The organism is Flexivirga endophytica, from assembly GCF_014640635.1.
GTDB lineage: Bacteria > Actinomycetota > Actinomycetes > Actinomycetales > Dermatophilaceae > Flexivirga > Flexivirga endophytica.
In genome coordinates this window covers 41,430-66,918 of record NZ_BMHI01000004.1, presented here as the reverse complement: position 1 = coordinate 66,918, position 25,489 = coordinate 41,430, and the positions used below count along the sequence as shown (strand labels likewise).

The 25,489-nt window shown below is 68.9% G+C and carries 24 protein-coding genes; 3 read left to right on the top strand and 21 right to left on the bottom strand.

The window, feature by feature from the left end; all coding sequences use genetic code 11:
- Positions 1-38: 38 nt before the first annotated feature.
- The 10 genes from IEX71_RS12320 to mihF form a co-directional block, all read right to left on the bottom strand.
- Complete coding sequence (locus tag IEX71_RS12320) at positions 39-1,559, bottom strand: RsmB/NOP family class I SAM-dependent RNA methyltransferase (protein WP_188837348.1); 1,521 nt, start codon at positions 1,557-1,559, stop codon at positions 39-41.
- Positions 1,560-1,593: 34 nt separating this feature from the next.
- Positions 1,594-2,523: a methionyl-tRNA formyltransferase gene (gene fmt / locus IEX71_RS12315; protein ID WP_188837347.1), complete on the bottom strand. Its 930-nt coding sequence runs from the start codon at positions 2,521-2,523 to the stop codon at positions 1,594-1,596.
- Between the two features lies 1 nt (position 2,524).
- Entirely contained in the window at positions 2,525-3,070 is a 546-nt protein-coding gene (gene def, locus IEX71_RS12310; RefSeq protein WP_188837346.1) for a peptide deformylase, read from the bottom strand.
- A gap of 7 nt (positions 3,071-3,077) precedes the next feature.
- Complete coding sequence (locus tag IEX71_RS12305) at positions 3,078-3,749, bottom strand: HAD family hydrolase (RefSeq protein ID WP_229749690.1); 672 nt, start codon at positions 3,747-3,749, stop codon at positions 3,078-3,080.
- Positions 3,750-3,901: 152 nt separating this feature from the next.
- Positions 3,902-6,031, bottom strand: coding sequence for a primosomal protein N' (locus tag IEX71_RS12300; RefSeq protein ID WP_188837344.1), 2,130 nt, complete (start codon positions 6,029-6,031; stop codon positions 3,902-3,904).
- Between the two features lie 237 nt (positions 6,032-6,268).
- A complete protein-coding gene (gene metK / locus IEX71_RS12295; protein WP_188837343.1) occupies positions 6,269-7,483 on the bottom strand; it encodes a methionine adenosyltransferase in 1,215 nt (404 codons plus the stop codon).
- 63 nt (positions 7,484-7,546) lie between these two features.
- The gene (gene coaBC / locus IEX71_RS12290; protein WP_188837342.1) at positions 7,547-8,770 is read right to left on the bottom strand and encodes a bifunctional phosphopantothenoylcysteine decarboxylase/phosphopantothenate--cysteine ligase CoaBC; all 1,224 of its coding nucleotides are present in this window, start codon (positions 8,768-8,770) and stop codon (positions 7,547-7,549) included.
- A gap of 16 nt (positions 8,771-8,786) precedes the next feature.
- A complete protein-coding gene (gene rpoZ / locus IEX71_RS12285; protein ID WP_188837341.1) occupies positions 8,787-9,050 on the bottom strand; it encodes a DNA-directed RNA polymerase subunit omega in 264 nt (87 codons plus the stop codon).
- A 51-nt stretch (positions 9,051-9,101) separates the two neighbouring features.
- Positions 9,102-9,722 carry a guanylate kinase gene (gene gmk / locus IEX71_RS12280; RefSeq protein ID WP_188837340.1) on the bottom strand — a complete coding sequence of 207 codons (621 nt, stop codon included), beginning with the start codon at positions 9,720-9,722 and terminating at the stop codon, positions 9,102-9,104.
- Positions 9,719-10,045, bottom strand: a complete 327-nt coding sequence (mihF, locus tag IEX71_RS12275; RefSeq protein WP_188837339.1) for an integration host factor, actinobacterial type — start codon at positions 10,043-10,045, stop codon at positions 9,719-9,721. Before mihF ends, gmk begins: the two co-directional genes overlap by 4 nt.
- Positions 10,046-10,320: 275 nt before the next feature.
- Between mihF and IEX71_RS12270 the strand changes: the two genes are divergently transcribed.
- Together IEX71_RS12270 and IEX71_RS12265 are read left to right on the top strand one after the other, a co-directional pair.
- Positions 10,321-11,658: an MFS transporter gene (locus IEX71_RS12270; RefSeq protein WP_229749689.1), complete on the top strand. Its 1,338-nt coding sequence runs from the start codon at positions 10,321-10,323 to the stop codon at positions 11,656-11,658.
- A gap of 79 nt (positions 11,659-11,737) precedes the next feature.
- Positions 11,738-12,439, top strand: coding sequence for a DNA alkylation repair protein (locus tag IEX71_RS12265; RefSeq protein WP_188837337.1), 702 nt, complete (start codon positions 11,738-11,740; stop codon positions 12,437-12,439).
- Between the two features lie 23 nt (positions 12,440-12,462).
- Here IEX71_RS12265 and IEX71_RS12260 read toward each other — a convergent pair whose 3' ends face one another.
- The 11 genes from IEX71_RS12260 to IEX71_RS12210 form a co-directional block, all read right to left on the bottom strand.
- Entirely contained in the window at positions 12,463-13,299 is an 837-nt protein-coding gene (locus IEX71_RS12260; protein ID WP_188837336.1) for a universal stress protein, read from the bottom strand.
- A 122-nt stretch (positions 13,300-13,421) separates the two neighbouring features.
- The gene (gene pyrF, locus IEX71_RS12255) at positions 13,422-14,321 is read right to left on the bottom strand and encodes an orotidine-5'-phosphate decarboxylase (RefSeq protein WP_188837335.1); all 900 of its coding nucleotides are present in this window, start codon (positions 14,319-14,321) and stop codon (positions 13,422-13,424) included.
- Between the two features lie 8 nt (positions 14,322-14,329).
- On the bottom strand, positions 14,330-17,638 hold the full coding sequence (gene carB / locus IEX71_RS12250) for a carbamoyl-phosphate synthase large subunit (RefSeq protein WP_188837334.1): 3,309 nt from the start codon (positions 17,636-17,638) through the stop codon (positions 14,330-14,332).
- Positions 17,638-18,798 carry a glutamine-hydrolyzing carbamoyl-phosphate synthase small subunit gene (gene carA / locus IEX71_RS12245; RefSeq protein ID WP_188837333.1) on the bottom strand — a complete coding sequence of 387 codons (1,161 nt, stop codon included), beginning with the start codon at positions 18,796-18,798 and terminating at the stop codon, positions 17,638-17,640. The genes carB and carA overlap by 1 nt, the downstream gene beginning before the upstream one ends.
- A complete protein-coding gene (locus tag IEX71_RS12240) occupies positions 18,795-20,084 on the bottom strand; it encodes a dihydroorotase (protein WP_188837332.1) in 1,290 nt (429 codons plus the stop codon). Before IEX71_RS12240 ends, carA begins: the two co-directional genes overlap by 4 nt.
- A complete protein-coding gene (locus IEX71_RS12235; protein ID WP_188837331.1) occupies positions 20,081-21,010 on the bottom strand; it encodes an aspartate carbamoyltransferase catalytic subunit in 930 nt (309 codons plus the stop codon). Before IEX71_RS12235 ends, IEX71_RS12240 begins: the two co-directional genes overlap by 4 nt.
- Positions 21,007-21,597: a bifunctional pyr operon transcriptional regulator/uracil phosphoribosyltransferase PyrR gene (pyrR, locus tag IEX71_RS12230; RefSeq protein ID WP_188837330.1), complete on the bottom strand. Its 591-nt coding sequence runs from the start codon at positions 21,595-21,597 to the stop codon at positions 21,007-21,009. Before pyrR ends, IEX71_RS12235 begins: the two co-directional genes overlap by 4 nt.
- A 255-nt stretch (positions 21,598-21,852) precedes the next feature.
- Positions 21,853-22,659 carry an acetyltransferase domain-containing protein gene (locus tag IEX71_RS12225; RefSeq protein WP_188837329.1) on the bottom strand — a complete coding sequence of 269 codons (807 nt, stop codon included), beginning with the start codon at positions 22,657-22,659 and terminating at the stop codon, positions 21,853-21,855.
- Positions 22,660-22,695: 36 nt separating this feature from the next.
- Positions 22,696-23,142 carry a transcription antitermination factor NusB gene (gene nusB / locus IEX71_RS12220; RefSeq protein ID WP_188837328.1) on the bottom strand — a complete coding sequence of 149 codons (447 nt, stop codon included), beginning with the start codon at positions 23,140-23,142 and terminating at the stop codon, positions 22,696-22,698.
- Positions 23,143-23,144: 2 nt separating this feature from the next.
- The gene (gene efp, locus IEX71_RS12215; protein WP_188837327.1) at positions 23,145-23,705 is read right to left on the bottom strand and encodes an elongation factor P; all 561 of its coding nucleotides are present in this window, start codon (positions 23,703-23,705) and stop codon (positions 23,145-23,147) included.
- 152 nt (positions 23,706-23,857) lie between these two features.
- Complete coding sequence (locus IEX71_RS12210) at positions 23,858-24,370, bottom strand: O-acetyl-ADP-ribose deacetylase (RefSeq protein ID WP_188837326.1); 513 nt, start codon at positions 24,368-24,370, stop codon at positions 23,858-23,860.
- Between the two features lie 73 nt (positions 24,371-24,443).
- On the opposite strand from IEX71_RS12210, the gene IEX71_RS12205 reads away from it, so the two are divergent.
- Positions 24,444-25,481, top strand: a complete 1,038-nt coding sequence (locus IEX71_RS12205; protein ID WP_188837325.1) for an acyltransferase family protein — start codon at positions 24,444-24,446, stop codon at positions 25,479-25,481.
- Positions 25,482-25,489: the final 8 nt, after the last annotated feature.

The window sequence follows — 25,489 nt, the reverse complement described above, 5'->3', positions numbered from 1 at the left end:
TCCAGTTGTGGTGTTCAGGCGGATCAGGTTGTCGTTCTTCAGCTTTCGGGCGATGCCGACTTGCGCAACAGCGCGAAGAACATCGCGTCCGTGCCGTGCACGTGCGGCCACAGTTGCACCGTCGGGTGGTCGCCGAGCTGCTGGAGCTGCTCCCCTGCCGCGTCGCGGAACAGCGGCCGAGCATCCTCGACGACGACGTCCTGCCGGCCGTGGACTACCTCGTGGACGACCGCAGTCGTCTCGGCGACATGTGGGCTGCAGGTGACATAAGCGACCACACCACCGTCGACCGTCGCGTCCAGCGCGGACCGCAACAACTCAGCCTGTATGGCGGTCAGGTCGGTCACGTCACCGGGGCTGCGCCGCCAGCGTGCTTCCGGCCGTCGCCGCAAGGCGCCCAGCCCGGTGCACGGCGCGTCGACGAGCACGCGCTCGTAGGTGTCCGGCTCCTCCGCACCGAGGTCACGCCCGTCCCCGGTGCCGATCATCACTTCGATGCCGGCATCGATGGCCGCGCGCAACGTGCGGCGCACCAGCTCAGTGCGGTGCTCGCTGATCTCGTTGACGAACACTGTCGTGTCGGGCTGCTCGGTCGAAAGCGCAGCCAGCAGAGCGGCTTTCCCGCCGGGGCCGGCGCACAGGTCGAGCCAGTCCTGCGGTCCTTCGGCACGTCGTGGAGCCGCCGCGAGCGCGAGGGCGACCAGTTGCGAGCCTTCGTCCTGCACCGCGGCGCGGGTCTGCCGGACGGCGGCGATCTCGGCCGGGTCACCGCTGGGCAGAACGGCGCCCACCGGCGACAGCTTCGATGGCTCGGCCCCCGCGTCGACCAACTCCTGCACGGTCGCGAGGCCGGGGCGAGCAACCAGTGAGACCGCAGGAGCCGCGTTGTCGGCCTCCAGCAGTGACACCAGTGCCACGTCCAGATCCGCGTCGTCGGAGATGCCGTCCGCACGCAGCGCACCACGCAGCGCACGGACGATCCAGGTCGGGTGCGAGTGCTCCACGGCGAGCGCCTCGTCGGTGGAACGGCCCGCAGTGACCTCGCGGATCCACTCCTCACGGGTGCGCTCGGTGACCCGCCGCAGGACCGCGTTGACGAACCCCGAGGCGCCCGTGCCGTTCACCTCGCGAGCGAGCGCGACCGTCTCCGACGCCGCCGCGTGCGGTGGCACGCGCATGCCGAGGATCTGGTGGGCGCCGATCCGCAGCGAGTCCAGGACTGGCGGGTCGATCTGTCCCACGGGCCGGCCGGCGGCGAACTCGATGATGGCGTCATAGAGACCGCGCATCCGGATGGCGCCATACGTCAGCTCGGTGGCGAAAGCGGCGTCCCGGCCGTGCAGGTCCGCGGATCGCAGCGCCCTCGGCAATTCGAGGTTGGCGTAGGCGCCGTCCGCGACCGCGCGGCTGACCTCCCACGCGACCTTGCGTGCCGGGTCGCCGCCACGGCGCCGGTCGGCCGGACGTGTCGCGGTGCGGTTCTTGGCACCGGCGCGACGTGACTCCGGTCGCTGACGACCGCGGTCATCCCGGTATCCGCCCGGATGGTCGGAGTTCATGCGGTGGCCCCGCAAAGTGCCCGGAGTGGGGTGATCATGCGAAAGTCTCTCCTTCTGCGACGCGGACGCCGCGAGCCCAGTCTGCCGCTGCCATGGCCTTCTTGCCATGCGGCTGCACGGTGTCGAGGCGGACGGGCGTGGTGCCCGTCCCGGCATACACGGCGCGTTTGGTCGCCAGCAGCTCGCCTGCATCGAGCCGTATGTCGTCGGCGACGTCGCCGGTCAGACCGACGACCTTCAGCCGCGCATCCCTGAATGTGGTCCACGCACCGGGGTCCGGTGTGCACGCCCGAACTCGCCGGTCGATAGCGAATGCTGGCTCCTGCCAACGGATCTCGCAATCCGCGGTGGTGATCTTGGGCGCCATCGACACGCCCTCGGCGGGCTGTGGCACTGGCGTGATCGAACCATCGGCCAGGCCGTCGAGCGCCGCGACGAGGAGTCCGGCGCCGGCATCGGACAGTCTGCCCAGCAGGTCACCGGTGGTGTCGGACCGGCGGATCGCCTCGGTCATGGTGCCGAGGACGGGGCCGGTGTCCATGCCCTCCTCGAGCAGGAACGCCGTGGCTCCGGTCACCTCGTCGCCGTGCAGGATCGCGTGCTGCACCGGTGCCGCACCGCGCCAGGCCGGCAGCAACGAGAAATGCAGGTTGACCCAGCCGTAGCGGGGCACCTCAAGGACCGGCCGCGGGACCAGCGAGCCGTAAGCGACCACCGGGCAGACGTCCGGCTGCAACGCGGCGAGTTCTTCGACGAAACCCGGGGCCTTGGCCGAGCGGGGTTTGAGCACCGGGACACCGAGGTCGTCGGCGAGCCGACTCACCGGCGACGGCTGCAGCGACCTGCCACGACCGGCGCGGGCGTCCGGCCTGGTGACGACACCGACGAGTTCGTGCGAGGACTGCGCGATCGCCCGCAGGCTGGGCAGCGCCACGTCGGGCGTACCGGCGAAGACAACGCGCATCTCAGGCTCCGTAGCTCGGGTTGGCATGTGGGCTGTCGCGGATGATCGGCCCGGGCATCCCGGCCCATTCAGCGGCCCGGATCTCCTTCAGCGCAAGCTTGCGCTGCTCCTTGTCGAGCCGATCGATGAAGAGGATCCCGTCCAGATGGTCGGTCTCGTGCTGGATGCATCGGGCCAGCAGGTGGCTGCCCTCGAGCTCGACCGGCTCGCCATACATGTCGAGGCCGCGTGCGACCACGGACAGCGATCGCGGTGTCGGCCAGGAGAACGCCGGGATCGACAGGCAGCCCTCCTCGTCCACCTCGATGTCGGCGGACAGGTCGAGGTCGGGATTGACCAGATGTCCGAGCTGTCCGTCCACGTAATAGGTGAACACCCGCAGGCCGACACCCAACTGGGGCGCGGCGAGTCCGGCGCCCGGCGCCTCCAGCATGGTGTCGGTCAGGTCCTGGACGAGGGTCCGCAGCTCCTTGTCGAACGTCGTGACCGGCGCGGCCGGGGTCCGCAGGACGGGGTCGCCATACAGGCGGATGGGGGTGATCGACATCGTGTTCCTACGCCTCCACCGGAAGTCCGCGCACGAGCAGGTCGGCGCGCAGTTCGTCCGGGGTGGTGAACGCGATCGCGTCCATGCCCGCCTCGACGGCCGCCTGCACGTTGGCGAGCTTGTCGTCGATGAAGATGCAGTCGTCGAGGCTGCCGAGGTGCCGCACGCGATCGGCCAGTTCCTCGAAGATCTCCGGGTCCGGCTTGGCCACGCCCTCCTCGCCCGACACGATGATGTCCTCGAACAGATCGAGGAAATCGAACCTGTCGACCGCGATCGGGAACGTCTCCGCGGACCAGTTGGTGAGCGCGATGAGCGGGATCTCGGCAGCATGCAGTTGCTTGAGTATGGCGACGGTGCCGTCGATCTGACCGCGCAGAGATTTCGCGAAATTAGCGCGGTACGAGTGGATCTCGTCGGCCAGGTGAGGATATGCCGTCGCTGCGTCCTGCTCCGCCTCGGCGAAGGTGCGGCCGGCGTCCTGCTCGTGGTTCCAGGCGCCGAAGTCGAACTCACCGGCGGTCAGGAACTTGCGGGCGCGGTCTTCACCGACACCGGCCGCGATCGCCGGCTGCGGATCCCAGTCGATGAGCACGTTGCCGAGGTCGAAGACGACGGCATCCACCGGTGAGGGGTTGAGGTCGGGCTCGTCGGGGGTCACGCTCTGCTGCTGGCTCACCACGCAGAGACTAACGGCGCTGACAGTCGGGACGTCCCGTGGGGTTAGAGGGCAGCTCGTGTCCACGTTCCAAGGAAACTCTGGAAAGAAGATCGGGGTCCCCGCGAAGTATTTCGGAGGAGCGCAGCGGGAGAGAAAACTTCGTGGGGTGATTAGAGCAGGGCGCCGCTCGGATCGACACGCACCGTCACCGTGCCTGGCAGCTTGCGCGCACTGCGGACCGCACGCGCAGCAGCCACCGCCTTGGCCGCCGCCGCCCCGTGGGAGCGCGTGGTCCGCAACAGCAGGTGCAGCCCGTCACCGCCGCCCGGCGCCGGCATGGGGCCGATGCGCTCCAGCGGCACGGAGTCGTCCAGGGCGTGCCGGACGGCCGAGGCGAAGCCGTCCAGGTCGGCCGGCTCGCCGGTGAGCATCGTCATCCACGATGCGGGCGGCAGGTCCAGCTCACGGCGCGCTGCGAGCTCACGCTCGGCGAAGCTGTCCGGCGCCCATCGCACGAGGGCCTCGACCGGCGGCAGTGTGACGCCGGAAGTGACTCCGCACACGACAACCATGCCGCCGAGTGACGCGGGCCGGGTCAGGGCCGCAGCAGCGGTCCAGCGGCGCAGGGTCTCCTCCCCTGCGTCCAGTGCGGATCGGTCCAGCAAGGCCCATCCATCGAGCAACAGCGTTGCGGCATAACCGGATTCAGCCACGGGTTCGGCGCCGGGGGTGGCGATCACCAGCCTCGGCTCCGGGCCGATACTGCTGACGACCTCGCCGGATCCGGAACGCAACACCGGGGCACCGGGGAACGCGCGGCCGAGCTCTTCGGCGGTCCGGCGTGCGCCGACCACCGCGGCGTGCAGCCGGGTGCTGAAGCATTCCGGGCAGCGCCAGGGCTGTGCCGCCCGCCCACACCATCGGCACAGTGCCGGAGCGTCGGGCGAGGTCAGCCCGAGCGGACCGTGGCAGTGCTCGCAACGCGCCACCTCGCGGCACTGCCCGCACCGCAGGGTCGGCAGGTAGCCACGGCGCGGCACCTGGACGAGCACCGGTCCGTCGGCCAGCGCGGTGTGCGCGGCCGACCAGGCGACGGGCGGCAGGTGCGCGTGCGCTGCGGCCCCGGCCCGCTCCACCTCACGCTCGTCGCCGGCGACGACGACACGTGGCACCGAGCTCGGTGCCGTGCGCGCCTGGACCGGGCGGACCAACCCGGCATCGAGCCAGGCCTGCACCGGGACCGATCGCACGAACCCGCCGAGCACCAGAGCAGCGTGCTCACACACCGAACGCAGCCGCAGCACCTCGCGGGTCTGTGGGTATGGCGCACGGGGCTCGGCCAGCAGGTCGTCGCCATCGTCCCAGCATGCGAGCAGGCCGAGGTCCTGCACCGGTGCCCATGCCGCAGCGCGGGTGCCGATGACGCAGCGCACGTGGCCACGCAGAACCTTCAGCCAGGCGGTGTAGCGGGCCTGCGGTCCTTGCTCGGCGGTGAGCCGCACATGTCGACCCTCGCCGAGCTCGGCGGTGAGTGCAGCGTCGAGTCGGTCGAGGTCACGATGGTCAGGAACCACGAGCAGAGCGCCGCGGCCGCCGTGCAGCGTCGCCCGGGCCGCCTGGGCCAGCGCGGCCGGCCAGTCCCGGTCGGTCTCGACCGTGGGCGCCGCCAGCCAGGATGCTGCCGGATCGTCGCCACCGGAGAGCCGGCGCATCAGGGCTTCCCCGGCCGGGTAACAGTCCCAGGCGGTGGCGGCACCGGGTCCCGGCAGGTCCTCCTCGGACACCGGTCTGGCGTCGAGGGCCTTCTCGGCGGCCGCGTGCCGGGGCGGCACCGCGAGCCGCAGCACATCGGCCAGCGGACCCGCGTAGTGATCGGCGACCGCACGGCAGGCGTCAAGGACCGGCCGGGTCAGCACCGGCTCGGGGCTCACCACCCGTCGCAGCGGCGTCAACTTGCCCGTGTGTTCCGGCTCCTGCACCCGCTCGACCACGTAGCCCGACACGTCCTTGCCGGCGAAGCGGACCTTGACACGCACACCGGGCTGCGCGTCGTCGGCGACCTTGGCCGGCACGGAGTATTCGAACGGCCGGTCCAGGTGCGCGAGTCCGACGTCGAGCACCACCCGCGCCACGGGCAACGGCACCTCGGGACCGACGGGCTCGGCCTGCACGCGCTCGGTCTTCACCCGCGGCGCGGCGGCGTGCAGCAGATGCAGTTGCTCCGGTGTCGCCGGTCGTGGAGCGTCGTCGGTGTCCCGTCCGTCGGCCGGCAGATCGGTGGGCCGGTCGGACGAACGCATGTCATGTTTATACGCGATCGCTCGGACACCCTCGACGCCATACCGGCACCACCTCGCCGAGAGGACACCGGATTACCCAGGGGACAGTGGATTCTGGGCAATTCTGCCCGAATCCCCTGTCCGCTCGATGTATCGCCTGTCCTCTCGGCGTTTGTGGGTGTCACGCCAACAGGAACGCCCGCCGAACGGATTCGGCGGGCGTTCCTGTTCGCGTGCGAGGAGTTGAAGCAAACCAGCTCACAACGCGCTGAGCAGTGCCTCCACCTTGTCCGTGCGCTCCCAGGTGAAGGGGTTGTCGACGCCGTCGGCCCTGGTCCGGCCGAAGTGTCCGTATGCCGCGGTCGGCTTGTAGATCGGTCGCAGCAGATCGAGCTCTTCGACGATCGCCGCGGGGCGCAGGTCGAAGACCGTGGTGATGGCGTTCTCGATCTTCTCCAGCGGCTGCTTCTCGGTGCCGAACGTCTCGACATACAGACCGACCGGCTGCGCCTTGCCGATCGCGTAGGCGACCTGCGCCTCGCAGCGGTCCGCGAGACCGGCTGCGACGACGTTCTTGGCGACCCAGCGCATGGCGTATGCCGCCGAGCGGTCGACCTTCGAGGGGTCCTTGCCGGAGAACGCGCCGCCACCGTGGCGGGCCATGCCGCCGTAGGTGTCGACGATGATCTTGCGGCCGGTCAGGCCGGCGTCGCCCATCGGGCCACCGATGACGAACTTGCCGGTCGGGTTGATCAGCTTGCGGTAGGACGAGGTGTCCAGGGTGTTGCCGGTCGCCGCCAGCTCGGCCAGCACCGGCTGGATGACCAGCGTGTCGATGTCCGGCTCGAGCATGCCCTCCAGCGAGATGTTCTCGGCGTGCTGGGTGGACAGGACGACGGTGTCGAGACGGACGGCCTTCTCACCGTCGTACTCGATGGTGACCTGGGTCTTGCCGTCGGGGCGCAGGTAGGCGAGCTCGCCGCTCTTGCGCACACCGGTCAGTCGCTCGGACAGGCGGTGCGCCAGGAAGATCGGCAGCGGCATCAGCTCTGCGGTGTCGGAGCACGCGTAGCCGAACATCAGGCCCTGGTCGCCGGCGCCCTGGCTGTCCTTTGCGTCGGTGCCGCCCTCGGCGCGGTGCTCGTGTGCGGTGTCGACGCCCTGCGCGATGTCCTGCGACTGCTCCCCGATGGAGATCGAGACACCACAGGACGTGCCGTCGAATCCCTTGAGCGAGGAGTCGTAACCGATCTCCTTGATGGTGTCGCGGACCAGTTTCGCGATCGGGACGTAACTGTTGGTCGTCACCTCGCCGGCGACGTGCACCAGACCTGTGGTCACCATCGTCTCGACGGCGACGCGTGACTTCGGGTCGTCGGCGAGCATGGCGTCCAGGATCGAATCGCTGATCTGGTCGCAGATCTTGTCGGGATGTCCCTCGGTAACCGATTCCGAGGTGAAGAGACGGGCCACAGGTTGCTCCTTCGATGTGCAGCGGCTGCTGGCTGGCCCACCGACCGGCGGGCCAACCGGAGTCTAAACGGTGTCGAGGTGCTCTTGGACGGCATCCCACACAGCGCGTGCGAGAGTCGCCTTGTCGGCGGGACCGACCTCGGTCTCGTCGCCGCGGCGCGTGAGGATGTGTATGGCGGCCCGGTCCTGACCGAAGGTCACGTCGGGCCCCACTTCGTTGACGACCTGCAGGTCGCTGCCCTTCCGGGCGAACTTGGCGCGGGCGTGTTCCATGACCGAGCTGCCGGCGTCGCCGGTCTCGGCGGCGAAGCTGACGATCACCGGGTGTGTCGCCTCACCTCGTGCGGCGACCAGGCCCTTGACGATGTCAGGGTTCTCGACCAGGCGCAGCGTCAGGTCATCGCCGTCAGCCGTCTTCTTGATCTTGTGATCGGTGTATGCCGCTGAGCGGTAGTCGGCGGGCGCGGCGGCCATCACGATGACGTCGGCGTCCTGACCGGCGGCGGTCACGGCCTGCTGCAGCTGCAGTGTCGTCTCGACCCGCACCAGCTCCACCCCTGAAGGTGTCGGCAAGGACGAGTTGGCGCTGACCAGGGTGACCTCGGCGCCCCGCTCGGCGGCGACGGTCGCGAGCGCGTAGCCCTGCTTGCCACTGGAGCGGTTGCCGAGGAACCGCACGGGGTCGATCGGCTCTCGAGTGCCTCCGGCGGAGACGACGACGCGTCGGCCGGCCAGTGGGCCATCGGCCGAGTCCCCAGCGGCGTCCTGGGCGAATCCCAGTGCGTAGGAAGCGATTTCCTCCGGCTCGCGCAACCGGCCGGGACCGGTGTCGGCTCCGGTGAGTCGGCCGGAGTCGGGATCCATGACGTGCACGCCACGCTCGCGCAACGTCGCGACGTTGGCGACGGTGGCCGGGTGCTGCCACATCTCGGTGTGCATCGCCGGGGCGAAGACGACCGGGCACCGGGCCGTCAGCAGGGTGTTGGTCAGCAGATCGTCGGCGAGCCCCTGAGCGGCTTTGGCGATCAGGTCCGTGGTGGCCGGTGCGACGACCACCAGGTCGGCGCTCTTGCCGATGCGCACGTGCGGGACGTCCTCGACGCGCGTCCACACGTCATCGGCGACCGGCTTGCCGGACAGCGCGGCCCATGTCGGGGCGCCGACGAACCGCAGCGCGGCGGCGGTCGGGATCACCGTGACGTCGTGACCTGCTTCGGTGAACCGGCGCAGCAGCAGGCACGCCTTGTAGGCGGCGATGCCTCCGCTGACGCCGAGGACGATGCGCATGGAAGCGGTGGTCTTCTCAGGCCTCGATCTTCTCGATCGACAACAGGCCGTCATTGATCTCGCGCAGCGAGACCGAGAGCGGCTTGTCGTTGACCTGGCTGTCGACGAGCGGGCCGACGTACTCCAGCAGACCCTCGGACAGCTGGGAGTAGTAGGCGTTGATCTGCCGTGCCCGCTTGGCCGAGTAGATGACCAGCGCGTACTTGGAGTCGGCAACCTTCAGCAGGTCGTCGATCGGCGGGTTGGTGATGCCCTCGGGGGCAGCCTTGGTGCCAGACACGAAGAAAATCTCACTTCTCGTTGGGGTTGTATCGGGTCAGCACGCGCGCGGTCAGGAGGTCGCGCAGATGTGCTGCTGCATCAAGTGTACGAGTTCCTCGGCCGCCCGCTGCACATCGTCGTTCACGATGGTCGTGTCGAACTCCGGTTTGGCGGCGAGTTCGCGCCGCGCCGTGGCCAGCCGGACCTCGCGTTCGGCGGGGCCCTCGGTGCCTCTGCCGACCAGGCGGCGGACGAGTTCGTCCCAGCTGGGCGGCTCGAGGAAGACGAAGAAGGCCTCGGGAAGTTGCTCACGCACCTGGCGAGCGCCCTGCAGGTCGATCTCCAGCAGCGGCAGCTTGCCCTCTCGAGCGGCCGCGGTGACCGGCCCCCGGGGGGTGCCGTAGCTGGCGCGTCCGTGCACGATCGCGTGCTCGAGGAACTCGCCGTCGGCGACCATCTGGTCGAAGCGTTCCTGGCTGATGAAGTGGTAGTGCTTGCCGTCGACCTCACCCGGGCGTGCTGCGCGGGTGGTCGCCGACACCGACAGCCACACCTCCGGGTAGTGCTCGCGGATGTATGCCGAGACGGTGCCCTTGCCGACCGCGGTCGGTCCCGCGAGCACGACCAGCGGAGCGCAGTCCTTGGCAGCGTTCGCCGGGCGCTCCTGCTGACTGTCCTGGTCGGACGTCACGAGTCCCCCGCCTGCTCGAAGTGCTCGAGGAGCCGGTGCACCTGGTTGGCTCCCAGGCCACGGACCCGGCGGGTCTCGGCGATGCCGATCTCGGACATGATCTGCCGCGCACGCACGCGGCCGACACCGGGCAGCGACTCCAGCAACGCGGAGACCTTCATCTTGCCGATGACCTCGTTGCCCTTGCCCGCCTCGATGACCTCGCGCAACGAACCCTGTGCGTATTTCAGGCGGTTCTTGATCTCGGCCCGTTCTCGCCGCGCGGCCGCCGCCTTGGCGAGTGCCTCAGCGCGCTGCTCCGGCGTCAATTGCGGTAGGGCCACGTGTCTTTCTCCTGGCGTGCGTCAGTTGTGAAGTAGTCGCTGCGAAGGTGCTCATCACCCCCACCCCGCGAACCTAGCGAGTGTCAGCGCCGTTCGGCAACGAGGGGTCGTCATCGCGTGCGGCGGGGCGGCGGCGAATTGGTCCGCTGCCGACCGGCGGGTAACGTCGTACGCCGTTTGTGCCCGAAAGTCCTCGATCAGGACCTGGAGATGATTCGGTGAGTGCCACTCACCCGACCTCGAAACCTGTCCCGAATTCTGTCCTCCGCCGTGCCGTGGGTGCCTCCGCACTCGGCAATGCCGTCGAATGGTTCGACTACGGCATCTACGCGTATGGCGTTGCACACATATCCAATGCGCTCTTCCCGTCCGGCTCGGACAGCGCCGTCGCGTTCACCCTGTTGGGTTTCGCGCTCAGCTTCCTCATCCGGCCGATCGGCGGCTTCTTCTGGGGGCCGCTGGGCGACCGCATCGGCCGCAAGAAGGTGCTGGCGGCGACGATCCTGCTGATGGCCGGCTCGACCGTGCTGGTCGGGGTCATCCCGTCATACGCCACGATCGGCATCTGGGCGCCGATCCTGCTGTACTTGCTGCGGATGCTCCAAGGCTTCTCCACCGGCGGGGAGTACGGCGGTGCCGCCACCTTCATGGCCGAGTACGCACCGGACCGTCGCCGCGGCTTCTGGGGCAGTTTCCTGGAGTTCGGCACGCTTGCCGGGTTCAACCTCGGCGCCCTGCTGATGCTGCTGTTGACCAATGTGCTCAGCGACAGCCAGATGGACACCTGGGGATGGCGGTTGCCGTTCCTGGTGGCCGGGCCGTTGGGGCTGATCGGCAGCTACCTGCGCTCGAAGATGCAGGACACCCCGGTCTACCGCGACCTGGAGAAGCAGGACGAGGTGCAGGAGAGCCCGGCCCGCAATCTGCGCGATCTCGTCGCGAAGTACTCCCCGCAGATCTTCCAGCTCTTCGGTCTGGTGCTCGCGCTGAACGTCGTCAACTACACGCTCATCTCGTACATGCCGACGTACCTGCAGGACGCGATCGGGCTGTCGGACAACGGCGCGCTCATCGTCCCGGTGATCGGGCAGTTCCTGATGATGGCGGTGCTGCCCTTCCTGGGTGCCCTGTCCGATCGGGTCGGACGCAAACCGCTGTGGGCGACGTCGCTGATCTCGCTCGCGGTGCTGTCGGTGCCGATGTTCGCGCTGATGTCGACCGGGACCGTGGGCGCGATGGTCGCCTTCGCAGTGCTCGCGCTGCTCTATGCGCCACAGCTGTCGACGATCTCGGCGACCTTCCCCGCGTTCTTCCCGGCGCACGTCCGGTTCGCCGGACTCGCGCTGAGCTACAACGTCGCCACCTCACTCTTCGGCGGCACCGCTCCGGTGTTCAACGATCGACTGATCAGCTGGAGCGGCGACGACCTCTGGCCGGCCTACTACATGTCCGGCGCCTGCGTCATCGGCCTGGTGGCGTTGTGGTTCGTCCTGGAGACCAAGGGTGTTTCGTTGCGCGGCAAGGAGATCCCGGGCACCGAGGCCGCCGAGGAGGAGGCCCGTGCGGCTGCCGCGGCCGAGGAACTCGAACCCGTGCCTACGCTGAAGCGGTGAACCGGACGACGGTGCCGCGTGAGCGAGCGACCGATGAGCGCAGGGCGAATGCCGACACCCGAGGAACGAGGAGGTCGGCATGAGCGAGCAACCCGATGAGTTGGTGATGCGGGTGCGCGCCGAGCTCGCCACCGCCGGTGACCCGGATGCCGCGCCGGCGATGCGGGCCTACGTGAAGTCGGTGCTGCCGCTGTATGGCGTCCGCCTTCCACAGGTCCGGACGATCGTCCGCGCGGCCGTCCGGGACGCCGGCGTCTCCGACACCGGTCCCGGCATCGAAACGCTCGCGGCCGCCGCACGGGAGCTGTTCGACCACGCGACCCACCGCGAGGAGCGGTATGCCGCCCTGGCGCTGCTGGCGTTGCCACCGGCGCGCGGGAAGCTGGAGTTGCTCCCGCTGCACCAGCACTTCGCCAGCGCCGGCGCGTGGTGGGATCTCGTCGACGAGACCGCACACCGGATCGCGGATCTGCACGACATCCATCCGGTCGAGACGGCGGTCGCGGTGCGTCGCTGGAGCGTCGAGAACGACATGTGGTTACGGCGGCTGGCGATCATCAGCCAGCTGGGACGCAAGGACCGGCTGGATCCCGTACTGCTCGGCGAGGTGATCGAGGCCAACCTGTCGGACCGGGAGTTCTTCATCCGCAAGGCGATCGGGTGGGCGTTGCGGGAGTACGCCAAGGTCCGGCCGGAGTGGGTGCGTGGATTCGTCACCGCGCATGGCGGATCACTCAGTCCGCTGTCGCGGCGGGAGGCACTGAAGCACCTCGGCGGTTGAGCCGGCCCTGCGCGACCGCCCGTTCAGCGGATCACGGCCACCGGGCACGAAGCGGAGGAGACCAGCCGCCGACTGACAGAGCCCAGCAGCAACGACGCGAACCCGCCGCGCCCCCTGCTGCCGACGACGAGCAGGTCCGCCCCGTCGGCCAGCCGGGCGATCTCCGGAGCAGCCTGACCACGCGCAACTTCAGTGGTCACGGTGAGCCCGGCGTGCCGCTCGAGCGCGGCCGTCCGCGCCCGCTCCAGATCGTCGGTGACCGCGCGCTGTACCTCGTCGGGGTCGTCCCACACCGGCAGCCCGGCGGCCAGCACCGGATCACCCCACACACTCACCACCTCCACCGTCGCGCCCGCGCCATGAGCTGCGTCTGCAGCGAAATCAACTGCCTTCAGGGAGGATTCGGACCCGTCGACGGCGACCACGATGCGGCGTGCGGGAGTGGCGAACTCCCCGCGCACGACGACTACAGGACACGACGCGTGGGCCGCGACCGCGAATCCGACTGATCCGAGCAGCGTCTCGATCAACTCGTGGTGACCGCGATGCCCGACGACGACCAGAGATGCGTGGTCCGACGCCTCGACGAGCGCGTGCGCGGGGTTGGCGCTCAGACCCTGCGCGTCCGCATCTGCGGATCCCTCCGCGCGGGCCAACTCCAGCCCTTCCTGGGCGAGTACTTCAGCCGCGCGCGAGAAGTCGTCGACGGAGGTCGTCGGCAGGTACTCGATGCCGGGCACCACCGGTAGCGGCACTGCCGAGAGCACCCGCAACGCCTCCGATCGTAAGTCCGCTGCCCGGGCCGCCCATCGCACCGCTTCCGCCGATTGCGGCGATCCGTCATACCCCACCAGGATCATGCCAACTCCTTCGCTGCGCGCTCACGTCACGGCCCGGGGACCCCGTGCCGATCCAACGATTTCAGCCTACGTTTCGGCTGACGGCGCGTCCGGGTGAGGTTGCCCACTCCGGGAGGTGGCGATCAGTCCAGTGGCGCAGGCGGCCGCAGCGCCGACGCCTCCTCCTGGACGGCCTGCAGTGCCTTCCGCAGCGCATCGACGTCAGGGCCTGCCTCGAGGACCGCTCGCGAGGTGGCCGGCAGCACAAGCGGCGCTGCGGCACCGAAACCGCGGCCGATGTCACCGACGGTCGCGCCCTGCGCGCCGACCCCGGGCGCCAGCAGCGGCGCTCGTGACTGGGCCAGCCGCTCACCGAGACCGAGGTCGGCGATGTCCTCGCCGACGGTGGCGCCGACGACCATGCCGACATCGCCGAAGGTTCCGGCCGACGCCAACGCGTTCGCCTCGGCGACCTCGTCGATGATCGCGCCGCTGACGGTTTCCTGCTCCCAGACGGCGTGCTGCACGTGGCCGGCTTCTGGGTTGGAGGTCATGGCGAGCACGAAGACACCACGGCCGGTTCGCTTGGCGAGGTCGAATGCCGGTGTCAAAGAACCGAATCCGAGGAACGGGCTGACGGTGATCGCATCGGCACGCAGCGGCGAGCAATCCGACAGGTAGGCCTGGGCGTATGCCGCCATCGTCGAGCCGATGTCGCCTCGTTTGACGTCCAGCAGGCTGAGTGTGCCCACCTCGCGCAACCCGGCGAGCACGTCCTCCAGCATCTCCACGCCCGCCGCCCCGAAACGTTCGAAGAAGGCGCTCTGCGGCTTCACCAGTGCGGCGTGCCCGCCGAACGCCTCGACGGTGATCTCGGCGAACTGGCGTAGCCCCTGCACCGTGTCGGGCAGCTTCCACGCCTCCAGCAGCGATGCATGGGGATCGATGCCGACACATACCGGACCGAACCGGGCGACGGCCTCGCCGAGCCGAATCCCAAACGGATCCAACGTTTTTCGGTCCTTGTGCTGATCTGTTGCCATGGCAGCGGTCACCGTCCGCGACCGTAGAGGTCCAGATCGACTGCGTGGTCCTGCAACGCTTTCACCTTGAACGGTCCGGCGAGCTGGGCCTCGATCCCCTGCACCGCCGCCGCCAGTTGCTGCACGGTCGTGATGATCGGGCGATCCATGCTGGTGGTGGCTGCGCGGATCGCGTAGCCGTCCTCGCGGGCGCCCTGTCCGGACGGTGTGTTGACGACCATGGCGACGTCACCGGCCTGGATGCGGTCGACGATCGTTGGCTCCCCGTGCTCCCCCGTGCCCTCGCTGTGCTTGCGCACGACCTCGGCCTGGATCCCGTTGCGCCGCAACACATCCGCGGTGCCTGCGGTGGCCAGGACATGGAAGCCCAGGTCGGCCAGGCGCTTGACCGGGAAGATCATCGCGCGCTTGTCGCGGTTGGCGACGGACACGAAGACCAGTCCCTCGCGTGGCAGGCCGGTGATCGAGCTCAATTGGCTCTTGGCGAAGGCGGCGCCGAAGTCGTCGTCGAAACCCATGACCTCGCCGGTGGAGCGCATCTCCGGGCCCAACAGGCTGTCGACCACGTCACCCTCGCGGGTACGGAAGCGCTTGAAGGGAAGGACCGCCTCCTTCACCGCGATCGCGGAGTCGGGCGGCAACATGCCGCCGTCGCCGGCCGGTGGCAGCAGTCCGTCGTCGCGCAGCTGCTGGATCGACTCGCCGAGCATCACTCGGGCCGCGGCCTTCGCGAGCGGCACTCCGGTGGACTTGGCGACGAACGGCACGGTCCGGCTCGCACGCGGGTTGGCCTCGAGGACGTAGAGGGTGTCGTGGGCCAGCGCGAACTGCACGTTGATCAGGCCACGCACTCCCACACCCTCGGCCAGTGCCCGCGTGGAGGTGCGGACCCGCTCGATCTCCTCGGCACCGAGGGTCACCGGTGGCAACGTGCAGGCGGAGTCACCGGAGTGGATCCCGGCCTCCTCGATGTGTTCCATGATGCCGCCGAGGTACATGTCGGTGCCGTCGAAGAGTGCATCGACATCGATCTCGACGGCGTCGTCGAGGAACCGATCGACCAGCACCGGGTGGTCACTCGATGCCTCGGTCGCCCGGGTGATGTAGTCGGTGAGCGTCGGGTCGTCATACACGATCTCCATGCCGCGCCCACCGAGCACGTATGACGGCCGGACCAGCACCGGGTAGCCGATCTCGCGGGCGACCGCCAGGGCCTCGTCGACGCTGTATGCCGTGCCGTGCTTGGGCGAGGGCAGGTCGGCTTCGGCGAGGACCCGCCCGAAGGCGCCACGGTCCTCGGCGAGGTCGATCGCCTCGGGCGACGTGCCGACGATGGGCACTCCCGCGTCCTTGAGCGCCTGCGCCAGACCGAGCGGTGTCTGACCGCCGAGTTGCACAATGACGCCGGCGATGGGGCCGGCCTGTCGCTCGGCGTGCACGACCTCGAGCACGTCCTCCAGGGTCAGTGGCTCGAAGTAGAGCCGGCTGGAGGTGTCGTAGTCGGTCGAGACCGTCTCCGGGTTGCAGTTGACCATGATGGTGTCGAATCCCTTGTCCTGCAGCGCGAAGGAAGCGTGCACGCAGGAGTAGTCGAACTCGACGCCCTGGCCGATGCGGTTGGGTCCGGAGCCGAGGATCAGCACCGCCGGACGTTCACGCGGCAGCACCTCGGACTCCTGGTCGTAACTGGAGTAGTAGTAGGGCGTCTGCGCCGCGAACTCGGCGGCGCAGGTGTCCACCGTCTTGAAGACCGGCCGCACACCGAGCGCGTAGCGCAGCCCGCGCACGACCGCCTCAGGCATCCGCGCGAGCTGAGCGATCTGTGCGTCGGAGAAACCGTGCCGCTTCGCCAGCCGCAAGAGCTCCGGCGTCAGCTGGTCGGCCTCGGCGATGATGCCGGCCATCTTGTTGATGAGCTCGATCTGGTCCAGGAACCACGGGTCGATCTTGGTGGCGTCGAAGACCTCCTCGACGCTCAATCCGGCGCGAAGAGCCTGCTGCACCAACACGATCCGGCCGTCGGTGGGAGTGCGTGCCTGGTCCAGCAGCGCCTGCCCCATCTCCTTGCTCGGAGCGTTGTCCGGGTCCCAGTGGAAGGTCGCGCCGCTGCGTTCCAGCGACCGAAGAGCCTTCTGCAGCGCCTCGGTGAAGTTGCGACCGATGGCCATCGCCTCGCCGACCGACTTCATCGTCGTGGTGAGAGTCGGGTCGGCGGCGGGGAACTTCTCGAACGCGAAGCGCGGCACCTTCACCACGACGTAGTCGAGGGTCGGCTCGAAGCTTGCCGGCGTCTCGCGCGTGATGTCGTTGGGCACCTCGTCGAGGGTGTAGCCGATAGCCATCTTGGCGGCGATCTTCGCGATCGGGAATCCCGTTGCCTTGGAAGCCAATGCAGAAGACCGGGACACGCGGGGGTTCATCTCGATGACGATGATCCGGCCGTTCTCGGGATCGATCGCGAACTGGATGTTGCAGCCACCGGTCTCGACACCCACCTCGCGGATGACGGCGATGCCGATGTCGCGCATCTGCTGGTACTCGCGGTCGGTCAGCGTCAGCGCCGGCGCGACGGTGATCGAGTCACCGGTGTGCACACCGACGGGATCGACGTTCTCGATCGAGCAGACGACGACCACGTTGTCCGCGTGGTCGCGCATGACCTCGAGCTCGTACTCCTTCCAGCCGAGGATCGACTCCTCCAGCAGCACCTCGGTGGTCGGACTGGCGTGCAGGCCGGCGCCCGCGATGCGACGCAGGTCGGTCTCGTCATACGCGAAACCGGAGCCGAGTCCGCCCATCGTGAACGACGGCCGGACGACCATCGGGTAGCCGAGTTCGCCCGCGGCAGCGATGCATTCGTCCATCGTGTGACAGATGATCGACTTCGCCGACTCCGCGCCGCAGCGCTCGACGACGCCCTTGAACCGCTCGCGGTCCTCGCCCAGCTGGATCGCCTCGACGCTCGCTCCGATCAGCGGGCAGTCGTACTTCTCCAGCACTCCCGCGTCGTGCAACGCGATCGCGGTGTTTAGCGCGGTCTGCCCACCCAGGGTCGCCAACACCGCGTCCGGGCGCTCCTTGGCGATGATGGTCTCGACGACCTCCGGAGTGATCGGCTCGACGTAGGTCGCGTCCGCGAACTCGGGGTCGGTCATGATCGTCGCCGGGTTGGAGTTGACCAGGACGACCCGCAGGCCCTCCTCGCGCAGCACCCGGCAGGCCTGGGTGCCGGAATAGTCGAACTCGCACGCCTGGCCGATGACGATCGGGCCGGAGCCGATCACCAGGACACTCTTGATGTCGTCCCGCTTCGGCATTACTTGTTCTCCTTCTTGGACTCGAGAAGTCCCACGAACCGGTCGAAGAGGTATGCCGCGTCGTGTGGTCCGGCGGCCGCCTCAGGGTGGTATTGGACCGAGAAGGCAGGAATGTCAAGGCATTCCAGCCCTTCGACCACGTCGTCGTTGAGGCAGATGTGCGAGACGCGCACCTGCCCGAACTGCTCACCGGCCGGGGCCGGCACCGGCTGACCGTCGCGCGGTGCGTCCACCGCGAAGCCGTGGTTGTGCGCGGTGACCTCGACCTTGTTCGTCGTGCGATCGAGCACCGGCTGGTTGATGCCGCGGTGGCCGTACTTCAGCTTGTAGGTGCCGAAGCCGAGCGCCCGCCCGAGCAGCTGGTTGCCGAAGCAGATCCCGAAGAACGGCACCTTCGCCGCCAGCACCTGCTGCAGCACCTCGACCTGCGGAGCGGTGGCCGGGTCCCCGGGGCCGTTGGAGAAGAAGACACCGTCGGGCCGGACCGCCTGGATCTGCTCGAACGTGCTGTCCGCGGGCAGCACGTGCACCTCGATGCCACGCTCGGCCAGCCGCTGCGGTGTCATCGCCTTGATACCCAGGTCGAGGGCCGCAACGGTGAAGCGCCGCTCTCCCTGCGCCGGGACGACATACGCCGTGTCGGTGCTGACCTCGGAGGCGAGCTCGGATCCGGCCATCTGCGGTTGCTCGCGCACGCGCCCGGTCAGGACCGCGGCCGTCTCGTCGGTGCTGGAGAAGATGCCGACCCGCATCGCACCCGACTCGCGCAGGTGGCGGGTGAGGGCGCGCGTGTCGATGTCACAGATGCCTACGACGCCCTGCTCGGCCAGCTCGTCCTCGAGCGTGCGCTGCGAGCGCCAGTTGGAGGGACGCAGCGCCGCGTCGCGCACCACGTAGCCGCTGACCCAGATGCGCTTGGACTCCGAGTCCTCGTCGTTCACGCCGGTGTTGCCGATGTGCGGTGCGGTCATCACGACCACCTGGCGGTGGTAGCTGGGGTCGGTCAGCGTCTCCTGGTAACCGGTCATGCCGGTCGAGAAGACCGCCTCACCGAAGGTCTCACCGATGGCGCCATACGCCAGGCCGGTGAAGGTGGTGCCGTCCTCGAGCACCAGGGTCGCGCGACGACGCCCCGAGAGTGGGTCGGTCGAAGTTGTCATTGCTGAACCTCCTGGTCGAGTAGCGTCGGTCGGCCGCGCAGCAGGGTGGAGTGCACCCGGCCGGTGAGCGTCATGTCGTGCCACGGGTTGTTGCGCGACAGCGAGCGCGAGTCGGCGCGGTCGACCTCCACAGTGGCGCTGGGGTCGATCAGGGTGATGTTCGCGGGCTCACCCAGGGCGAGCGGGCGGCCGTGGCCGGTCAGGCCCGCGATCCGGGCAGGCGTGGTCGACATCGCAGCGGCCACCTGCTCCCAGCTCATCAGGCCGGGCTGCACCATGACGGTGTTGACGACCTGCAGCGCCTGCTCGAGGCCGAGCATCCCGAACGCCGCTTCGGCGAACGCGTGCTCCTTGTCGTGCCGTGCGTGCGGCGCATGATCGGTCGCGACTGCGTCGATCGTCCCGTCCGCCAAGGCTTTTCGCAGCTCGGCGATGTCCTCGGCCGGGCGCAGCGGCGGGTTGACCTTGAACGTCGGGTCGTAGTCGGTGAGCCGGGTCGTGTCGAGCATCAGGTGATGCGGGGTGACCTCGGCGGTCACCGCGATGCCCTGCGACTTGGCCCATCGGACGACCTCGACCGAGCCGGCCGTGGAGACGTGTGCGATGTGCACGCGTGAGCCGGTATGGCGCGCGAGCATCACGTCGCGGGCGACGATGACCTCTTCGGCGACGCCGGGCCAGCCCGGTAGGCCAAGCCGTCCGGACAGCTCACCCTCGTGGCAGCAGGCGCTGCTGTCGGCGAGCCGCGGCTCCTGCGCGTGCTGTGAGACGACGCCGCCGAACGTCTTGACGTATTCGAGTGCCCGGCGCATCAGCCGCGCGTCGTGCACACACTTGCCGTCGTCGGAGAAGACCCGGACGGCGGCGCGGCTGCGTGCCATCAGACCGAGCTCGGCGAGCTCCTCCCCCGCGAGGCCCTTGGAGACCGCACCGATCGGCTGGACGTCGACCAGGCCGCAGCTGCGTCCCAGGTCGAAGACCCGCTCGGCCGCTTCGGCGGTGTCGGTGACCGGGCTGGTGTTGGCCATCGCCAGCACAGCGGTGAAGCCGCCGGCCGCGGCGGCCGCAGATCCGGTCGCGACGGTCTCGGCGTCCTCGCGGCCCGGCTCACGCAGATGGGTGTGCAGGTCGACCAGACCGGGCAGTGCGACCAGCCCGTCCGCGTCGATCACCGTGGCGTCGACGGCCGTGACCGTGCCGACCTCGGCGATGACACCGTCCGTGACCAGCAGGTCCTGTCGGCCGGCGCCGAGCAGGTCGGCGCCCTTGATGAGGTATGTCGTCATGCGTTCTCAGCCCCTCCGAGCAGGTGGTAGAGCACACTCATCCGGACCGCGACTCCGGCCGAGACCTGGTCGAGGATGAGCGAGCGTGCCTCGTCCGCGGCGTCGGCGGTGATCTCCAGTCCGCGGTTCACCGGTCCGGGGTGGCAGATCACCGCGTGCTCGGGCAGTGCGCGCAGCCGGTCACGGGTCAGCCCGTAGCCGACGGTGTATTCGCGTGGGGTCGGGAAGAAGCCTCCCGACATACGTTCCTTCTGGACCCGCAGCATCATCGCCGCGTCCAGTTTCGGGAGGACCTCGTCGAAGTCATAGCTGTACGAAAATCCTTCTGCCGCAGCCCAGTTCGCGATGCCGCTGGGCATCAGCGTCGGCGGCGCGACCAGCGTGACGTCCGCCCCCAGCGTGCGCAGCAGGATGAGGTTGCTGCGCACCACCCGGGAGTGGGTCAGGTCGCCGATGATGCCGATCCGCTTGCCGGCCAGATCACCGAGCCGGGCCTGCATCGTGTAGGCGTCCAGCAGTGCCTGCGTCGGGTGCTCGTGGGTGCCGTCGCCGGCGTTGATCACGACAGCGTCCACCCAGTCGGTCACCTGCAATGGCGCTCCGCTCGCATGGTGCCGTATGACGAGGGCGTCGACCCCCATGGCCGCGACCGTCATCGCGGTGTCGCGCAGCGACTCGCCCTTGCTGACCGACGAGCCCTTGGCCGAGACGTTGATGACATCGGCGGACAGCCACTTGCCGGCGATCTCGAACGACGAGCGGGTGCGGGTGGAGTCCTCGAAGAAGAGGTTGACGACCGTGCGGCCGCGCAGGACGGGCAGCTTCTTGACCTCGCGCTGCTGCACGTCGTGCATCTGGGCCGCGGTGTCCAGGATCTGCCGGGCGTCGTCACGGCTGAGGTCCGCCGCCGACAACAGGTGCTTCATGACAACTCTCCATGGGGTGTCGCGATGCGGACTTCCTCGACACCGTCCGGATCGGTCAGCCGCACACTCACTCGCTCGGACCGGGCGGTGGGGAGGTTCTTGCCGACGTGGTCGGCGCGGATCGGCAGCTCGCGGTGGCCGCGGTCGACGAGCACGGCGAGCCGTACCGCCTGCGGCCGGCCGAGGTCACCCAGCGCGTCCAGTGCGGCGCGGACGGTGCGACCGGAGTAGAGCACGTCGTCGACGAGCACCACGACCTTCCCGTCGACACCGCTGTCGGGGATCGTGGTGGCGCCGACCGCACGGGTCGGCTGGCTGCGCAGGTCGTCGCGGTACATCGTCGTGTCGAGCGACCCGACAGGGACGTCGACGCCTTCGATCTCACGCAGCAGTGCGACGATGCGGGTGGCGAGCGCTTCGCCGCGGGTCGGGATGCCGAGGACCACCAGGTCCTGCACGCCCTTGTTGTGCTCGACGATCTCGTGTGCGATGCGCCGTAGCGCGCGGGAGATGTCGGATGCGGTGAGCACGATCCGGCCGGGCGGATCCGCCTCAGGCCTGGGCACAGTTGAGTCAGGACGCTCCATGCGTCAGGACCTCCTTCGCCGCCTCACAGGACGGAATCGTTAAAGGATGTCGAACGCGGCAAGGGTACCGCTCACGCCGATGTGGTCCGCACCACGTCCACGCACCGGTCCTCACTCATGTCGCTGCCCGCCCCGCCACCCCATTACCGAGAGGACACCCGATTGCCGAGAGGACAGGCGAAACCGGGTCGAAATGCCCCAAATCCCCTGTCCTTTCGGTCATCGCCTGTCCTGTCGGCTAAGGAGAGGGGGTGGTCAGGGGTGCGGCTGGGCGAGGAGCCAGAGGGCGCCATACAGAACCGGCTGGTGGACCACATAGATCGCGAGCGTATGGCGCCCGAGCACGCCGACCCACCGCACCGGCGTCGCAGTCGGACGCCACGCCCGCAATCTGGCTACTGTCGTCGCTTCCTCGCCGGTATCCAGCAGCCACCGCATCAGGCCGACACCCCCGAAGGTCAACGCGATCCACGGCAGCATCGGCTGCCAGTCCAGCGACGGCTCGGTCCCGTCGGCGAGTCCGGTCCACGACACCCACGGCGACCGTCCCGGCAGGTGCACGATCCACGGCAGGACGAGGGCGACGACCGCGAGCGCCCAGGGCACGATGCGCGGGGCCTGCACCACCGGCAACCCGACCAGCGAGACGAGCGCGATGGCGTGCAGGATCCCGAACGTGACCAGCTCACCGGGCTCGAAGATCGCGCTGAATCCGGTGATGACCAGCGCGAGTGCGACCAGCTGCACCTCCCGCCGCCAGAACGATGCCCAGCGGATCCCCCGCCGATGCGCCAGCACCAGCGACAGCCCGACCAGCAACAGGAACGACCCGGCGATGGCGTGCGCGATGACCTTGCCCGACCAGTGGGCGCTGATCCGCCAGGAGATGAATCCGAGGTCGCCCAGGTCCCAGGTCAGGTGGAACGCCACCACCGCGATGATCGCGATCCCGCGCAACACGTCGACGACCGCCCATCGCGCGGTGCGTGATGGGCGGTCGAATGGAGACCCGGCGCAGGCCCCGACCTCGGTCGCGGCTGCGTCCGGTGCGGCTTTCGTCATACAGGTTCCGACTCGCGACGGGCGCCGTCGGATCCGTCAGGCGAGCGAGTGCTTGACGGCCGCGATCTTGCCGAGCAGTCCGTTGACGAACTTCGGGGAGCTGTCGGTCGACAGCTCTTGAGCGAGCTTGACCGCCTCGGAGATGACGACCGGCGCATCGACGCCTTCGGCCCACACCAGCTCCCAGGTCGCGGCACGCAGCAGCGACCGGTCGACGGCGGGCATGCGCTCCGGCGGCCAGTCGCTGGAGCTGTACGTCAGCAACGCCTCGTTGATGGCGGCCCAGTGATCGACGACGCCGCGCACGATCTGCACGGTGTAGTCCGGCAGCGGTGTCTGCGTGGTCGGCACATCGACCCGCTGGTCGACCAGGTCACGGGCGTTGACGCCACGCTGCTCGGCCTCGAAGAGCAGGTCGAGCGCCTTCTTGCGCGCCTTGCTGCGCGAGCCTCGGCGGGCGGAGGTGTCCGGCGTCTGCGGCATCGTCAGCTGACGCGGCCCAGGTAGGAACCATCGCGGGTGTCGACCTTGACCTTGGTGCCCTGCTCGAGGAAGAGCGGCACCTGGATCTCGGCGCCGGTCTCCAGCGTCGCCGGCTTGGTGCCACCGGAGGAGCGGTCACCCTGCAATCCGGGCTCGGTGTGGCTGATCTCGAGGACGACCGAGGCGGGCAGCTCGACATACAGGACGGTGCCGTCGTGCTGCGCGACGATGGCCTCCTGGTTCTCCAGCAGGTAGTCGGCGGCCTTGCCCACGGTGTCAGCGGCGATCGGCAGCTGGTCGTAGGTCTTGGTGTCCATGAAGATGTAGTCGGTGCCGTCGTTGTAGAGGTACTGCATGTCGGAACGGTCGACGTTGGCGGTCTCCACCTTGACGCCGGCGTTGAAGGTCTTGTCGACGGTCTTGCCGGACAGGACGTTCTTCAGCTTGGTGCGCACGAACGCCGGGCCCTTGCCGGGCTTGACGTGCTGGAACTCGACCACGGACCACAGCTGGTTGTCGATCTTGAGGACCAGGCCGTTCTTCAGGTCGTTGGTGGATGCCACGTTTCGCTCTTCTCTTTCGGATCTACGGACGCCGTCGGCGCTCGGGACGTATGACGCGCCGCCACGTCGTGGGCTGCCTGTGTCAGGGCGTGGGGCAGCCGCGGAAGGTGGCGGGAGGTCACAAGTCTAGCGGTTTGTCCGACCCGGACCGTTCACGCGCCCGCCAGCGCGCTCTCGAACGCCGCGAGCGCATCCGCCGAGAACAGCGCGAACGTCACTTCTCGGACGGCGGTGCCGCTGCTGCGCACGGTGTCGACCGCGATCCGTGCGGCGGAGTCCATCGGCCAGCCGTAGATGCCCGCCGAGACCGCCGGGAAGGCGATCGTCGCAGCGCCGAGTTCGTCGGCGACCCGCAGTGACTCCCGGTAGCAACTCGCCAGCAACGCGGACCGGTCCTCGGTGTTCGAGAAGACCGGGCCGACCGTGTGGATCACCCATCGTGCGGGCAGTCGCCCGGCGGTCGTTGCCACCGCCTGACCGGTCGGCAGACCGTCCGGATAACGCTCGTCACGCAACACCCGGCATTCGGCCAGGATGTCCGACCCTCCTGCCCGATGGATCGCTCCGTCGACGCCACCGCCGCCCATCAGGGACGAATTCGCAGCGTTGACAACGGCGTCCACCTGCACCTTGGTGATGTCGGCACGTTCGGCATGTACCTGCATGCGCGTCACGCTACGCCGACCGTCGATGCGTATGGCGTCCCCGAGGCGCCCTGATGCGACATACTCGCTGCTCGTGACCACTGACCGCGTTCCCCCGCGTCGCGACCTCGGTCTGGACGCCGCCCGCGGTCTGGCCATCGTCGCGATGGTCATCGCCCACGCTCATCCCTGGTTCGTCGCACCCGGTCCGCTGAATCGGCTCGTCGGCGAGATCAACGACCTGGCGTCACCGCTGTTCGCGCTGGTGATGGGAGTCTCGGCCGGACTCGTCGCGCGGGACATCGTCGCCCGACACCAGGAGCGCTGGCCGACCATCGCGCACTTCGCGGTGCGCGCAGTGCTGTTGATCGTGATCGGCGAGTTGCTGGTGAAGTTCGACACCTGGATCGCCGTCGTGCTGCAGCCACTCGGGCTGACCGCACTCGTCGGCGCGTTCGTGATGTTCCTCCGCCCGCGGCACCTGATCCCGCTGGCCGTGCTGACCTGGCTGTTGGCGCTGGCCAACACCCTGCCGGGGACGGAGCCGGACAACGCCGACTGGCACGCACCCTGGCACTGGCTGCACGTCTATGTGCTCAGCGATTCCCACTATCGGTTGACCGGCCTGCTTCCGCTCTTCCTGCTCGGCGTCGTCGTCGGCCGGGTCGGGCACACCCACCGCCACACCCTGCATCTGACTCTCGCGGTCGGCGTGGCCGCAGCGATCGGCTGGCTGGCCGGCAAGGCGCTGCACCTGTCGACGGATCCCGGCCGGTGGGTCGACAGCACCCACGACCTGGCGTTGTGCGCCATCGTCTTCGCCGTCGTCTGTATGGCGGCAGGCGCCCCCGCCGCCGTCGGCAAGGTGTCACGCGTTGCGCTCCGGCCGGCGGCGCTGATCGGCACGGTGGCGCTGTCGGCCTACGCCCTGCAGTTCGTGCTGCTCAAGGTGCTCGTCCAGCATCCGCCGTCGTGGCTGCCCTTCGGCTGGCAGCCTGCGGTGGTCTTCGTCGGGGCGTGCCTGTTGCTGAGCTGGTTGTGGGCACGCACCATCGGCAAGGGTCCGTTGGAGTGGGCGACCAGTGAGTTGAGCGGCCGGTCGCTGGTCCGCCGGCGGCAGACCGCCACATGAGGTGCTGC